The 13,800-nt window shown below is 66.8% G+C and carries 12 protein-coding genes; 8 read left to right on the forward strand and 4 right to left on the reverse strand.

Features of this window, described 5'->3' with window-relative positions; genetic code table 11:
• Positions 1–41: 41 nt before the first annotated feature.
• The 3 genes from EDD93_RS24050 to EDD93_RS24060 all read right to left on the reverse strand — a co-directional run bounded on the left by EDD93_RS24050 (position 42) and on the right by EDD93_RS24060 (position 4,084).
• Positions 42–1,562, reverse strand: coding sequence for a sensor histidine kinase KdpD (locus EDD93_RS24050; RefSeq protein WP_123527124.1), 1,521 nt, complete (start codon positions 1,560–1,562; stop codon positions 42–44).
• Positions 1,563–1,589: 27 nt separating this feature from the next.
• Positions 1,590–3,485, reverse strand: a complete 1,896-nt coding sequence (locus EDD93_RS24055) for a glycoside hydrolase family 15 protein (protein ID WP_123527125.1) — start codon at positions 3,483–3,485, stop codon at positions 1,590–1,592.
• A gap of 221 nt (positions 3,486–3,706) precedes the next feature.
• Positions 3,707–4,084: a DUF6415 family natural product biosynthesis protein gene (locus tag EDD93_RS24060; RefSeq protein WP_260255839.1), complete on the reverse strand. Its 378-nt coding sequence runs from the start codon at positions 4,082–4,084 to the stop codon at positions 3,707–3,709.
• 311 nt (positions 4,085–4,395) lie between these two features.
• Between EDD93_RS24060 and EDD93_RS24065 the strand changes: the two genes are divergently transcribed.
• The 3 genes from EDD93_RS24065 (at position 4,396) to EDD93_RS24075 (ending at position 6,801) form a co-directional block, all read left to right on the forward strand.
• Positions 4,396–5,784 carry a Tat pathway signal protein gene (locus EDD93_RS24065; protein WP_185092518.1) on the forward strand — a complete coding sequence of 463 codons (1,389 nt, stop codon included), beginning with the start codon at positions 4,396–4,398 and terminating at the stop codon, positions 5,782–5,784.
• Between the two features lie 72 nt (positions 5,785–5,856).
• Positions 5,857–6,339: an SAM-dependent methyltransferase gene (locus tag EDD93_RS24070; RefSeq protein ID WP_123527126.1), complete on the forward strand. Its 483-nt coding sequence runs from the start codon at positions 5,857–5,859 to the stop codon at positions 6,337–6,339.
• Between the two features lie 63 nt (positions 6,340–6,402).
• Positions 6,403–6,801, forward strand: a complete 399-nt coding sequence (locus tag EDD93_RS24075) for a formylglycine-generating enzyme family protein (protein ID WP_260255840.1) — start codon at positions 6,403–6,405, stop codon at positions 6,799–6,801.
• A gap of 119 nt (positions 6,802–6,920) precedes the next feature.
• On the opposite strand, the gene EDD93_RS24080 is transcribed toward EDD93_RS24075, so the two are convergent.
• Positions 6,921–7,337 carry an ATP-binding protein gene (locus EDD93_RS24080; RefSeq protein WP_260255841.1) on the reverse strand — a complete coding sequence of 139 codons (417 nt, stop codon included), beginning with the start codon at positions 7,335–7,337 and terminating at the stop codon, positions 6,921–6,923.
• A 1,173-nt stretch (positions 7,338–8,510) separates the two neighbouring features.
• Here EDD93_RS24080 and EDD93_RS24090 point away from each other — a divergent pair.
• The 5 genes from EDD93_RS24090 to EDD93_RS40360 all read left to right on the forward strand — a co-directional run bounded on the left by EDD93_RS24090 (position 8,511) and on the right by EDD93_RS40360 (position 13,449).
• On the forward strand, positions 8,511–9,551 hold the full coding sequence (locus tag EDD93_RS24090; protein ID WP_148083895.1) for a hypothetical protein: 1,041 nt from the start codon (positions 8,511–8,513) through the stop codon (positions 9,549–9,551).
• Positions 9,552–9,567: 16 nt separating this feature from the next.
• A complete protein-coding gene (locus tag EDD93_RS24095) occupies positions 9,568–10,122 on the forward strand; it encodes a GNAT family N-acetyltransferase (protein WP_123527129.1) in 555 nt (184 codons plus the stop codon).
• 14 nt (positions 10,123–10,136) lie between these two features.
• Positions 10,137–10,622, forward strand: a complete 486-nt coding sequence (locus EDD93_RS24100) for a gamma-glutamylcyclotransferase family protein (RefSeq protein WP_185092424.1) — start codon at positions 10,137–10,139, stop codon at positions 10,620–10,622.
• 1,428 nt (positions 10,623–12,050) lie between these two features.
• A complete protein-coding gene (locus EDD93_RS24105) occupies positions 12,051–12,272 on the forward strand; it encodes a helix-turn-helix domain-containing protein (RefSeq protein ID WP_123527131.1) in 222 nt (73 codons plus the stop codon).
• A gap of 439 nt (positions 12,273–12,711) precedes the next feature.
• Positions 12,712–13,449, forward strand: coding sequence for a site-specific integrase (locus EDD93_RS40360; RefSeq protein ID WP_260255947.1), 738 nt, complete (start codon positions 12,712–12,714; stop codon positions 13,447–13,449).
• Positions 13,450–13,800 lie beyond the last annotated feature (351 nt).

Below are 13,800 nucleotides of genomic sequence, written 5' to 3' on the forward strand. Positions count from 1 at the left end.
TGCCGACGGGCACCCAGGAACGTGGAGGGGAAGGAAGTGGTTCAGGGGCTGGATCGCTCTGTCGAAGCGGTCGGGGAGCCGGCGCTGCCGCCGGTCTGGATGCCGTTGCGGAAGGCGCCTGCGAGCCCAGGCGTCGGCGCGGCTACGGGGGCTTGCTCCCGCTCGCGTGGTGGACGGAACGAGCCGGCCTGCCGCCTACGCGTGGGAAGAGCGGGCACACGAGCAGAACGGCCTGTCGGCCCGGCACCCGGTGCCCCAGTCGTGCCCGGGTGCGTGACCTGGCCTGCTGTCGGGACGGCCGGTGCCGCGGCATCCTGCCGCACCGACGGCTTGGAGAGGCCGACTTCCCCGGCGAGTGCGTCAGAGTCCTCGACGGAGGGAACCTCTGTGAGAAGCCGTGCCGGAATGACGACCAGCGCCGTGGTGCCACCCGTGACGTTCTCCTGCAGGAGAACGTCCATCCCGTGCGCGGCGGCGATCTTCGCGGCGACCAGCAGGCCGAGCTGCCCTGCCCGCACCTGGCCGCTGACGTCGACTGCATCGGGGGCCTTGAGCAAGTGGTTCATCTGTGCGCGGGTCTGCGGGTGCATGGGGATGGCCCGGTCCTCGACCTCGACCGCCAGCCCGGCCGGCACCCGCTGCGCCCGCACAATCACCTTCGTCGCCGGATCGGAGCACTCGCACGCGTTCTCGATCAGTTCGGCCAACAGGTGCGTCAGGTCCGGGCCTACGTGTCCGGGAAGGCCCAGCTCACCGCCGACGGAACCGGCCGCGACCACCACGCGCGGGTACTGCACCACCTCGGAGACCGCGCCGCGCAGCGTGGTCGTGACGGAGACCGGTCGGCGCACGCTGCGCAGGGACTGTCCGCCCAGCACCGCCGTGCTCTCCACCTGACGACGCATTCGCGTCACGAGGTGATCAATCGTGAAGATCTCCGAGAGCAGCTCCGGGTCATCGGTCTGCATCTCCAGCTGACTGAGTGCTTCCAGAGCTTTCCCGACCAGGGCGTGCTCCCTCATCGCCAGGTGGCGCAGCACGTCCAGGAGGACAACGGACTGGGACTCGTCGTGCACACGTATCAGCGAGGCGACGGCCTGCACTTGGAGCGCACCCAACGCCTTGCCGAGCTCGGCGGTCGCACTGGCCGGCTGCGGCCTCTGCATGTCCGGCAGCGGCGGCCGCGCCCCTCGGCACAGTTCCTCCGCCGACCACAGCATCGACTTCTCGACGGCCGCCGCAACCCCTGCGACCGCGGTCAGCTCAGCTGTCCGTCGTTCTTCTACGGCCGCGTGCACGGCGCCAGCGGCCGTTCGCACTCCGCGGGCCGCCACCAGCGCGACGACGGTCAGCCCACAGACCAGGCCGACCATCAGCCAACCGAGACCCACCACGGCTGTCGACCACACGGCGATCACGGCGCCCAGCAGGACCGTATGGAACAGCAGGGGCAACACCACGGCACGACGGACGCGGTGCTCCGTGAAGGCGTCGGTCCGCTGGGGCCGACGTCTGCGGTGGCCGGTACCGGCCGGCCGTGCTGGGAAGGCGCTGTCAGGCATGGGAATCCTCGTCAGAGTGGGGTGTGGCTAGGCGTGCTGCGGAGTGAGGCGTATGCCGGTCTGACCCGTTCCGCGAGAGGTCGCCAGGGGTGCCGGAACCGTGCCCAAGTCCTGGGTGGACGGGGTCGACAGCCGATGAAGGAGCAGAGCACTCGCCACCACGCCCATGTGGCTGAACGCTTGGGGGAAGTTCCCGAGCTGGCGCAGTCGGACGGGGTCGTACTCCTCGGCGAGGAGCCCGAGGTCGTTGCGCAGCGCGAGAAGACGTTCGAACAGTGCGTGTGCGTCGTCCAGTTGGCCGGTCAGGGCAAGGGCGTCCACGAGCCAGAAGGAGCAGAGGAGGAAGGCGCCCTCATCGCCTTCCAGCCCGTCAACTCCTACGTGTTGGCCGGCAGTCCGGTACCGGTACACGAGCCCGTCCGCTGTGGACAGCTCACTGCGAACGGCGTTCACGGTGCCGATGACGCGCGGGTCGTCGGGCGGAAGGAACCCGACGCGGGGGATCAACAGCGTGGCGGCGTCCAGCTCCATCGAGCCGTAGGACTGGGTGAAGGTATTGCGCTCCGGGTCGAACCCCTTGGTGCACACCTCGTGGTGGATCGTCTCGCGCAGCTCGACCAGAGGATCCAGGTCCATGTCCAGGGCGCCGGCCTCCACCAGGCGAACGGTCCGGTCGATGGCCACCCAGGCCATCACCTTGGAGTGCACGAAATGCCGGCGTTTCCCGCGGATCTCCCAGATTCCCTCATCGGGCTTCTGCCAGCGTTGGACCAGGTGCTCGACGAGCCGCTGGTGCAGGGCCGCGGTGTCGGCGCAGTGGGCGACACCGTTCTCGTGCGCGAGGTACAGGGTCTCGATCACCTCGCCGTACACGTCGAGCTGCAGCTGGTCCGCCGCCCCGTTACCGACCCGCACCGGGGCTGATCCCTCGTATCCCGGAAGCCACGGCAGCACCCGCTCCGGCACATCGCGCTCCCCGGTGATCCCGTACATGATCTGCAGGTTCTCCGGATCACCGGCCACCGCACGCAATAGCCACCGCCGCCACGCCTCGGCCTCCTGCCGGTATCCGGTCCCCAGCAGCGCGGCCAGGCTCGTGGAGGCATCCCGCAGCCAGGTGAAGCGGTAGTCCCAGTTCCGGCCGCCGCCGATCTCCTCGGGCAGCGACGTGGTCGGCGCCGCGACGATTCCGCCGCTCGGCCCGTAGGTCAGCGCCTTCAGGGTGATCACGGACCGCACCACTGCCTCGCGGTAGGGCCCGTCGTAGGTGCATTCCCGCGTCCAGTCCCGCCAGAAGGAGAGCGTCTCGGCGAGCGCGGCCTTCAGGTCAGGAACTTCGGGCGCAGCGCCGTGTGAAGGGCACCAACTGAGTACGAACGCCACGCGCTGGTCGGCGGCGACCTTGAAACTGCTGACGACGACGCCGTCCTTCTCGACCTGCTGGACGTTGGTGTCGAGCCACAGCGCGTCCGCGCCGGCCTCCGAGACCATGCGTGCGCCCACTGCGTGAATCCACGGGCTGACGCTGCCGTATCCCGGTTTCGGACGCATGGCCGAGACCATCGCCACCTCGCCGGTCACCCCCTCGACGATCCGGACTATCTGAGGGGCCCCGTCACGCGGCGGCATCAGATCGAGCACCCGGGCCGACCCCGTCGGGGTGCGCCACACCGATTCGAGGACGAGCGAGTCGCCGCAGTACCCGCGCTCGGCGACCGCACCGGCGTTCGGCTGGTCAGCAGGCGGGGCCGGAGCGATCTGCCAGGAGCCGTGCTCCTGCGTGCCGAGCAGGCCGGGGAAGACTGCTGGCGAATCGAAGCGGGGCAGGCACAGCCAGTCGATCGAGCCGTCGTCGCAGACGTGGGCACTGGTCTGCATGTCGCCGATCAGGCCGTACTGCTCGATACGCGGAAGACGTTTCATCGTGCGGATCTCCGTAGGCCCCGTGATTCCGGGGGGCGGTTTCGGGGCCGTGAAAGCGGCCGGGAACGATAGATATGGATGACCGGGGCGGCGGAGGTTCGATCCGTCCCAGCGCGCGTCCTCGTCCTGGGATACTGCGCGGCCGGTTGCTCGGGCACTGCGCAGGATCGGCCATGCCGTCGGGCCGAGGAGCGCCCCGGTCAGAACGACCCCGGTGACGGTCAGGTCCTGGGTAGCGACGCGGCCAGCACGAGGCAGCCGATGGCGACGGCGAAGACCGAGCCGCGCACCACGTTGATCCGCGGCTTCCACCAACGCCGCCTCCGGGGCAACGTTGTGGACGAGGCACCACCGTGAGTTCGCACGGTCGTAACGAGTGCCTGGGTAGCCTCGGCCAGCTTGACCAGGTGCACCCTGCTGGACATGTGGCCCTCGGGAACGCTCGCCGAAGCGAGCTGCTGCGCGGCGACCAAGGCGGGCGCCCCCGGTGGAGCCACCACTCCGAGTTGGCTGATGTGACCGCGAAGACGCCTGACGAGGTCCTCCACGTCGCCGGCGGTCTCCGGCAGCGGCGAGTCCTCGTCCAGCACGAGCGCCACCGTCTCCGCCGCGGCAACGGCTCGATCCCGCTGCCCAGTCGCCGACCCCGTAGTGATGTGGCCACGACTGCTTCGACCACCGCGGTGACAGGTCTCCCGATGCGGGGCCAGCGAGGGATACATGACCAACTCCTGTATGGATCAAGCCAAGTTGAATGAGATCTGCCGTGAGCTGTCGACGACTGACGTGCAATCTGAGTGACCCGGCCGCTACGTTGAGCGAACCGCAATTCCCCGCCGAGGGGTATGCCTGCACGGTCCGCAAGGCCGTCAAAGGCGTCAAAGATCATTTCGGACCCGAGGGGCAGACCATGGCCCGTGAGCGAAACGTCGCCCTTGCCGCGCTCCTGCGGGAAGCAGGCTGGTCGCAGCCCCAAGCTGCTGCTGCGGTCGCCCGCGTCGCAGCGGAGGGCGGGGTACGAGAGCTGGAGGCTGTCTCCCGCTCGCACATCGCCATGTGGGTCCAGGGCACGAAGCCCAGCGGAAGAGCGCGGCATATCCTGCGCGAGACGCTGTCCCGTAGGCTCCGCCGCCCACTCACGCTGGCAGACCTCGGGCTGGAGGAAGAGCCGACAGGCACGACTGACAGCAGTTCCGACTGGAGCGTCGACCCTCTGACCGTGCTGGCTGAGCTGGGAAGCGACGATCTGGACATGCACCGACGCAAGCTGCTGGCAACCGCCGCGTACTCCGCTGCCGGCCTCGCATTGCCCACCGCCTCGTGGTGGGCAACCGCCCCTGCCGCAGCGGCGAAGCGCCCTGCGGTCACCCCCCGGCAGGTGGCGCAGGCCGACATCGACGACGTCCGCAACCTCACGACCTTCTACTCCGCCCGCGACCAACAGCGCGGCGGAGCCTCCGGGCGCTCGGCCCTGGCCGGCCACCTCCGCGACGAAGCAGTTCCCCTGCTCGGCAGCCGATTTCCTACGGTCAAGCACCGCCAGGACACCTACTCCGCAGTTGCGGAGATGACCTATCTCGCCGGCTGGATGGCCTTCGACGCCTCCGAGCACCGCACGGCCCAGCGATACCTCACCCTTGCCGCCCGCATCGCGGCCGAAGCCGGGGATGGGCCCCTCGGCGGCCACATCCTGCGCGCCCTCGCACACCAGGCAGTGGACCTCGGCCACCCACGCAGAGCACTCGCACTGGCCGATGCCTCCATGTCCCAAGACCGCTACGGCCAGGCAAGTCAACGTGAGAAGGCCCTGCTCGCGATCGTTCACGCCAGAGCCCTCGCGGCCGACGGCGACGGAGCCGGCACCCTCGCAGCCATCAGCCGCGCGGAGCGGGATTTCTCCCGCGCCGACCTTGACGAAGCACCAGGCCGTGTCGGCTTCTTCCAGGAAGCCTCCCTCGCCCACGAGACCGCCTGTGCTTTGCGTGACATGGGCCAGCCACTCGATGCGGAAACCCATTTCCAACGCAGCGTCACTACTCGCCGCCGACAGCAGTACGCCCGCACCCACAGCGTGACTCTCGGCTACCTCGGCGCCGTCCAGGTGCAGCAAGGACATCTCGACGAGGCGTGCGCCACGTGGAACCGGGCTCTCGATGCCATGGCCGGCGTCCAGTCCGGCCGCGCTCGCGACGTCATCGTCCGGATGCAGAGCGACCTCTCGCCCGTTCGGCAACGCGGCGGCCGCCATGTCACCGAACTGGACCGCCGAGCGCGGGAGATGCTGCGGGCCATATGCTGACCGTGGAACGTGCTCGTCGCCTGGCGTGGCGGCTGCCAAGAGTGCAACTTTGAAGGTGAGGACGGAGCCTCGATGGCGATGTACGAGGTCGAATCGATTGCCACCGTGGTTGGGGGCCACACTCGCGTTCAGGACGACTACCAGGGCGGGGTCGAATCTGTCATCCGGTTCAACGACGCCTACCCCCTGGAAACGCTGCAGGGCATCGAGGAGTTCTCGCACCTGACGGTCACGTGGCGCTTCCACCTGGCGCGGCCCGAGGACGTCCAGCTGCACGCGCGCAGCCCACGAGGAAACCCGAAGTGGCCTGCGACCGGAACGTTCGTTCACCGCAACCACCGGCGACCCAACCAACTGGCCGTCAGTTACCCAAAGCTGCTCGGGGTGGAGGGCCGGGACCTTCTCGTCACGGATCTCGACGCCGTCGAAGGCACGCCGGTCATCGACCTGGCCCCCTACTTCGAGCAGATGGGGCCCCGAAGCTACGTCCGCCAGCCGGCATGGCCAGGCGAGATGCTTGCAACCTACTGGCTGGACACAACGGAACGTCCCTAGCCTCCCGCGTACTGGCCCGATGGCCACTGCCCCGTCACGCTGGCTACCCACCCCGTGGTGTGGGTGACGTGGCACGACGCGACGGCGTACGCCCGATGGGCAGGCAAGTCCCTTCCCTCCGCGAGGCAGTGGGAGAAGTCGGCTCGTGGACAGCGCGGTCGCATCTACGCCTGGGGTATCGAGCCGACGGCCGCGAAGGCGAATACGGCTGAGGCCGGCATCGATGCGACGACCCCGGTCTCCCGCTTCCAGTCCGGCGCCAGTCCGTTCGGGATCTTCGACATGTGCGGCAAGGTCTGGGAGTGGTGCTCCAGCGAGGAGGATCCCGGCAGCAGGCAGTACCAGCTGAAGGGCTCCGCGTTCACGTCTCCGTTCGAACGGGCAGCGCCGTCCCTGCTGAACGCCGCCGCTGCGTCGATGAAGGAAAACGACACAGGATTCCGCTGCGCTGCGCTCGCGTAACTCGGGCACCGTGACGGACTCGCAGATCCGACGCCGACGGTCGCGAACCATGGCGCCAACCACCAACGCGCTGCCAGAGCCGGGCGAGTCCCCGCTCCTCGTGGTGCGGTTGCCGGTCATCAGCCTGCCGCCAATTCCAGCTCGCACCATGTGGTGGCGCCGCCGTTCTCGACACCCCAGGTACCTCGCCCCACTTCGGCGAGCGACTGCACGAGAACAAGGCCGCGGCCGTCTTCGTCGGCGTCACGGGACACCTTGGGACGGGCGTGGCAGCTAGGTACACCGTCGTGAACGTCGATGCGTAGGAAGCCCGCCCGGAGCGAGAGAATCACAGCGACCTCCCGGCCGCCACTGTGCACGATGGCGTTGGTGACCAGCTCGGAGACGATCAAGACCGCCTCGTCAGCGACGTAGGCCAACCCGCTGGCGCTCAGGCGCTGCCGGGCCCGACGTCGCATGACGCCGACCATCTCGGCGTCCTCGGGCGGCGGAAGCTCACCTGGCGGCCGTTGCCTGATATCGAACGTGGAACGCATGAGGTTGCCGTTGCGGTGGGGGCCGCAGTGCGGTCGTACGGTAGCCGTTGTCATCACGTCCTCTGGGGGGCTCGGAGGACCACTCGGACCGCGGATACCGCCCTGCTGAGGGGGCTCCGCTCGTCGTCGAGGGCGAGAAGGGAACGTGCTTCGGCAAGGCAGCGGACCAGTTGCACCGGAGCGGTGAGCAGAGGGGCGCCGCCTATGGCCGAATCGGTGCTGGGTGCCTCTAGCCACTCCACCGGCACGCCCTGCGCCGACGGCGCGAGCCCGGGGATACGAACCGCGTGGCCGGTCCCGAGGCACGTCGGAACGGCACTCCGGTTGAGCCAGGAATCCCCGGCGACCAATCTGCCCCAGCGGGCTGCTGTGCCGGACGGGACGAGGACTGCTGCCGTGGTCAGGTTTGTGAAGCGGACCGCCGGCCCGACGGTCTGTTCGTACCGGTACAAAATGTCGTACGCCAGCTCAATGAGGGGGCGGGGTGCCAATACGACATCGAAGGTGATGCCGGTCGGCAGCCGCCGTGGGAAGTTGGGCGTACGACGCCAGGCGCTCATGGATTCCGCTGGGGAGGGAGTGGCTGAGGCGAACCACTCGGACAGGCGCTCGGGCTCGCCAGCCACGGTGCAGGTGTCCATGAGCCCCTCCCCGGTCGGCATCCGATCCTTGAGGACGCGCAGTGCGTCCGGCGTCACCTAGTGCATCTGAAGGGGTGGGGGCGGGAACAGGTCTTTTCACCTGAACCTTGGCCGCCCCCTACCCGCCTTTCACCCGCCCTTTTGCCTGCCATTTCCGTCTCACCAGCGCTTTCGCTGACGACGCCTCACGAAGCCCGCGCGATCCCCGCTACGGTGAGCAGAGACCAGTCGGTAAAGGGGGTATCCGGTGAGCCGTAGCCCGATGAGAGCGTTACGCGAGAGGCGCAACCGAACCCAGGCAAAGGCGGTCGACGAACTGAACTCGCTAGCGGAGCGGCTTGCCGCCGAGAAGCGGGTCTCGAAGTGTCCGACCTTCACCGTTCGCCAGCTGTCAAAGTGGGAACGCGAGACGAAGCCGCGCCCGTATCCGCACCCAGACACACGGGTGGTCCTTGAGCTGTACTTCCGGCGCTCAGTTGAGGAACTGGGGCTCCGTCCGGGCACCGGAGAAGACCCTCCTTCGGCTGCTGCTGTGCCTGTCGTGACGCCGGCCCCGCTCATCGAGCAGTCGGCAGCTGCGGTCCCGCTATTCGGCGGAGGCGACCTGGACTCGCCACCATGGCTGGCTCAAATGGCGACCGACGCGGCCAGCTCCGCGGACTGGAAGATCGCCGAGGACGAGGTCGATCTCCTCCGTGAGGCTGCGGATGACATGGACGCGCAAGACCAGCAGTTCGGCGGCAACCGTCTCTGGCGGCCGACGCGTGCTCATCTGCTGTGGGTACATCACATGATCGACCGCGGGATCTACGACGATCGGCTCGGCGAGCAACTGCATGCCCTGGCAGGTAAGTTCACTACCAGCCTCGGCTGGTTCTCCTACGATGCGGGGCTCCAGGCTAAGGCTCGCCAGTACTTCTCCGAGGCTCTGAATGCCGCGATGTTGACAGGCGACGATGTGCTCGCCAGTCGCACGTTGAGCAACATGGCTCGTCAGGCCGTGGACCTGGACAAGGGGCGAGAAGCGATCCGCTTCGCCCGGCTCGCGCAGACGCACGCAGGTTTGTGGCGGGCGCCGACGCGTGTCACGGCGCTCTTGGCTATCCGTGAGGCACAGGGGCACGCCCGGGTCGGAGACGCCTTTAACTGCGAGTCTGCGATCAAGCGGGCCTGGAAGGAATGGGAACGCGGGTCAGGCGACCGCGATCCTGATTGGACAACATTCCTCAACCAGGCCGAATTGGTGTGCCTGGAGGGGATGTGTCGACTTGATCTCGGACAGACTGCCCGCGCCCAGCAGCTTCTGGCGAAGTCGGAGAAGCTGCAGGACGTGGCGCACTCGCGGAACAGAGGGATGTGTCTCGGCCGGCTCGCGACCGCGGCCATCGGCGCGGGGGACATCGACCACAGCGTTGATGCCGCGAGGGAGGCCATTGCACTGATCCGGACCGCTGGGATGTCTTCCGCTCGGGCAGTCCAGCAACTGAAGATCGTCCACGATGGACTGGCCCCTCAGCACCGCGCCCGCGGGGTAGGGGACCTGCTCGAAGAAATCCGCGCAGTCGTCGCGTGATGCGGCAAGAGGAGAGATGAAACCAGTGGATGCGGAGTACCAGCGGTACGACGGGGCGTCGGTTAAGGCCATCACCGACGAGCTGGTCGAGGTGTACGCCAGGGTGTACGACACGCCCCGGTATATCAGCGACCCGTTCTTCTCTGTCGACTCCTTCAGGGAGCGGCTGGAGGCTTCCTTCGGAAGCGAGGGCTTCGAGACGGTAACTGCGCGCAGAGAAGGGCAGATCATCGGGTACGTGCACGGCGCTACGTTGCCCGCCGACAAGCCCTGGTGGCTCTCCCTCGGCGACCGGAGGCCGGTGCAGCTCAAGGCCCTTGCCGGCGACCGTCAGGTCTTCTGGCTCCGAGAGCTGATGGTCCTCCCCGAGTACCAGGGCCAGGGCCTCGGTAGGAAGATCCATGACACGGTGATCTCGGGACGCGCGGAGAGTGCAACCACCCTGACATGCATCATCGACAACCAGCCGGCGCACGATGCCTATCTGCGATGGGGGTACATGGTGATGGGTGAGATCAAGCACGCCCCCGAGTCGCCGAACTACAACGCCATGTACCTGCCCAGCTCGTGACGACCGGAATGATCATGTATCAAGCAACCGCACAGACGACCCCGGCCACGGCGACTTCCGGTAGCCGTTGCAGACTCTCCCCGGACGCCGCGACCCTGTTCGCGTACGGGACGCTCCAGTTCGATGTCGTCCTCGAAGCGCTGATCGGCCGGATACCGCAGCAGGTGTCGGCCAGCGCGCCTGGCTGGCGCGCGGCGTCCCTGGAGGCGCGTGTCTACCCCGGGCTCGTGGCGGCGCCCGACTCCGTGGCACCCGGCGTACTGTTCACCGACCTCAGCCGGAGAGAGTGGGCGATCCTCGACGCCTTCGAGGATGACCGCTACGACCTGAACGAGGTGACGCTGTCCTCCGGCGGGCGAGGACTCGCCTATATCTGGCCGGACGGCGAGGTCCTCGACGAGGACTGGAACGCCGAGCAGTTCCGTACCCGTCACCTTGAGGAGTACGCCGCGCGGTGTGCACGGATTGCCCCGGGGTTGATCGCCAGAGCTGCCCACTGAACCGGGTGACGAACGTACGCGCAGCCACCCCGGAGCGTCAGGGGGAGTGGCTGCTGCATGCCATCCCGCGGCTGTGAGACGGCTTCTTCAGGGGCGGCCCCTGTCCACTAGGCGACGGGGGACTGCGGTACGAAGGGCGGCGTCGGCCGGGTGTGGCTGTCGCGCGCTGCATGGGCTCACCCATCTCATTGCGGGTGGGTAGCTGAACTGTTTGGCCCCGTGTGAACCTCCAGGTGGGAGCGCGCAACTCCCCTGAGGGACTCGCAGGCTTGTGTCGCCGAGACGGATTCCGGACCGGCAGCGAGCCCGAGGTCCTGGAGCGCGGCCGGCCGCGGACGGTCCAGCTATCGAGTTCCTTCTCTACGTCTCCCCGCAGGTCCCTGGGACCTCGCGGATGATCGTCGAACACCGCGCTGTCGCCCCGATCGCCGCTCGACTACGTGAGCCCGTCAACGATCCCGCCGCCCAGCGGTTGCTGCGTCTCGACCGAGGCGTGAACTGTGCGGCGACTGCCACACCGCTTGCTCGGTGCGTGCCGCCTACGACGAGGCCGAATCCCACCTGCTGTCGCACCGGCGGTGTTCGGACCGATAGCAGACCTGCTGCAAACGTGAGGATGAGTGGTCCCGTCGATGATGACCAGGCCCTGGTCGACGAGGTCGCGCGGATGATCCGCGCCGAAGGCGCCGACCTCCTCCCGCCAAGGTAGGCGAAGCCCTCACCGTGGCAGGCCCAAGGGCGGATTCGCCCACGGCAGACGAGAAAGAGCCCCGAAGGACTGGAACCTCTCCCGGAGACCATGTCAACGTACAACCTCCCCGAGAACCAGAAATACCAGGTCAGAGACGCTCCAAGCAGAGCGGGTGTCAGCGTCCGGCGCTGGCCCCGTACCCCGTCTCGCTCCATGGTCCCTAACAGGGAGGCCCACCTGCTGAATGCCGTACTTCGATCGGCCCGCGTCACCGCTTCGATCCTCCCAGCGCTTGGCGCCACGAACGTATAGACCCCTCAGACGAAAGCTGACTACGCCGTCCTGTCCACGGCCCCGTGCCTTGGCGTCTGCGCCGTCGGCCCTATCGGCGAGGACCGAGTGCAGCGCGGGCATTGCCAAGACCTGCGGGTCGCGCACTTCGCGGCTGAGTCCCGTCGCATCAGCCGAGCCCTTGGTACCCCGAACGCGTCGCGAACCGCAACCTTGGCCCTCCCACCGAGGGCGGCTGGTGGTCCCGGTCGAAGACGCTATCCACCCCGCGCTCACGCCTTACAGGCTGACCTTTCAACTGTCGTGCGCGGGGCGGAATATAGCCCACGATCCCCGGTTACCGAAACCGGGGATTCTCCGGATCGTTTAGGGCGTCCTCACCGACTGCTTGGCGGTGGATCGAGTGCGGACTGGTCGTCGTCCTGCCCTATCCATCGGAGCCTGCCGTGTGTGAAAAATTGCTATCGATACAGAGCGTTGCGGAAATTTTGGATGTCAGTCGACGCTCGGTGTATCGGTACATAGCTCTGGGTGAGCTTTCGGCTATCGATCTGCGCACGGGCACGGAACGCTCTCGCGTAAGAGTTTCCGGAAGGGACGTAAAGGCTCTCGTTGAGCGGCGCACTAGCTCGTCCGGTTCGTCTTCCTCCGCCTCTCAGGCAAGTTAGCCCCGCATGTCTAATAGCTAGATGAATTGAGAAAGGTGAGATGGCTTACCTGCGTAAACTTCCATCGGGGAAGTGGCAAGCGACCGTAAGGACGCCGGCGGGCGATCGGGATACGGAGACCTTTACGCTTAAGGACCAGGCGCGTGATTGGGCGGCTGGGAGAGAGGCTCAATTCCGGCGGGGTGTGCACCGGGATCCTCGTGCTGGAAAGATTAAGTTTCGCGAGTGGCATGACCGCTGGTGGGATGCGCGGATTGCCGAGCCTCATACGCTGCGCGGGGACGCCTCGGCCATGCGCAACCATGTCATGCCCCATTGGGCGGACTGGGAAATGCGGACTATAGGTCGCATTGACGTGCAGACGTGGGTCCGCAAGCTGATGCTCGAGAAAAAGGGTGCATCAGCAATTCGGCGATCGTATAACTTGATGCACTCGCTGATGCAGGCTGCAGTCGATGAAGACCTAATCCCAGTTACGCCATGCAGGCGCATAGACTTGCCGCCGGTAGTAGTAAAACCTCCGGAGTGGTTTACGCTCAATCAAGCCCAGGCGATTCTTGATGGGCTTTCACGGCCGTGGCAGACGATGGCCCTTTTGGGCTTCTATACCGGCCTCCGGTGGGGGGAATTGGCAGGGCTCCATGGTAAGAGGATTGACTGGCGTAGGTCGCGGCTATTCGTTGTCGAGGTCAATACGAAGTCGGGCATCAAGGAGTATCCCAAGACTGCAAAGAGTCGCCGGGAGGTTCCCCTGCCAGACCACGTGCTAGATGCCCTGGCAAGTCACATGCATGGGAGGGATCGTGACGGTGTCGTCTTCACCACTGTCACTAAGGGGCGTGCCGGCCGATTGCTTGACGACGGAAATTGGCGGCGCCAGACGTGGTGGCCTGCTGTACGTGCGGCTTGCTATCTCGAAGCGGGTGGCAGGCAGCGAGCTGTCCCCGAGTATCCGCCGCACTCGATGCGTCACACGTGCGCTTCGTGGCTTGTGCAAAAGGGGGTGTCCCTATACGAGGTGCAGCACCTGTTGGGGCACGAGAGCTATCAGACGACCCAGCGCTACGCCCACCTCGCACCTGATGCGCACGAGGCGGTTCTCGGGGCGTGGACACGGCTCGAATCGCAGCTCATAGTTCCCACGGGAACTTCCCGCGTATTGGCTGGGGCGCAGTGATTGCAAGCCGGTCCCTTGATGCTTCGTATATTGTCAGCCCTGCCGGTTCGTTCCGAAACGGCAGGGCTTTTCATGTGGTCGTGGGGTGGGCGGGCCTACGTGTTTCGCTGGTCGAGCAGGCAGCAGTGCGATACCTCCCGCTGCCACGCATCGCCATGAAAGTGACGCACGTATGACGCACGGGGCCTATGGGCGCAGGCGGGATACGCCTTCTGACCTGCACGTTCCCTTGTGATTGACCCACTGCACATCTTCCCGATGACGCACCATGTGGAGTGCGTGGCGATCCTTGAGCCGGTGAAGAAGGACGACTGACCTGCCGTTTCGCTTGTGCGCGCCAGGTGCGGTGTG

It is taken from the genome of Streptomyces sp. 840.1 (assembly GCF_003751445.1).
Classification (GTDB): Bacteria; Actinomycetota; Actinomycetes; order Streptomycetales; family Streptomycetaceae; genus Streptomyces.

Excerpts from the sequence above, each read along its gene's own strand:
- EDD93_RS24050 (WP_123527124.1), bottom strand. The coding sequence starts at position 1,562 with ATGCCTGACAGCGCCTTCCCAGCACGGCCGGCCGGTACCGGCCACCGC.
- EDD93_RS24055 (WP_123527125.1), bottom strand. The coding sequence starts at position 3,485 with ATGAAACGTCTTCCGCGTATCGAGCAGTACGGCCTGATCGGCGACATG.
- EDD93_RS24065 (WP_185092518.1), top strand. The coding sequence starts at position 4,396 with ATGGCCCGTGAGCGAAACGTCGCCCTTGCCGCGCTCCTGCGGGAAGCA.
- EDD93_RS24070 (WP_123527126.1), top strand. The coding sequence starts at position 5,857 with ATGGCGATGTACGAGGTCGAATCGATTGCCACCGTGGTTGGGGGCCAC.
- EDD93_RS24080 (WP_260255841.1), bottom strand. The coding sequence starts at position 7,337 with ATGCGTTCCACGTTCGATATCAGGCAACGGCCGCCAGGTGAGCTTCCG.
- EDD93_RS24095 (WP_123527129.1), top strand. The coding sequence starts at position 9,568 with ATGAAACCAGTGGATGCGGAGTACCAGCGGTACGACGGGGCGTCGGTT.
- EDD93_RS24100 (WP_185092424.1), top strand. The coding sequence starts at position 10,137 with ATGTATCAAGCAACCGCACAGACGACCCCGGCCACGGCGACTTCCGGT.
- EDD93_RS40360 (WP_260255947.1), top strand. The coding sequence starts at position 12,712 with ATGCAGGCTGCAGTCGATGAAGACCTAATCCCAGTTACGCCATGCAGG.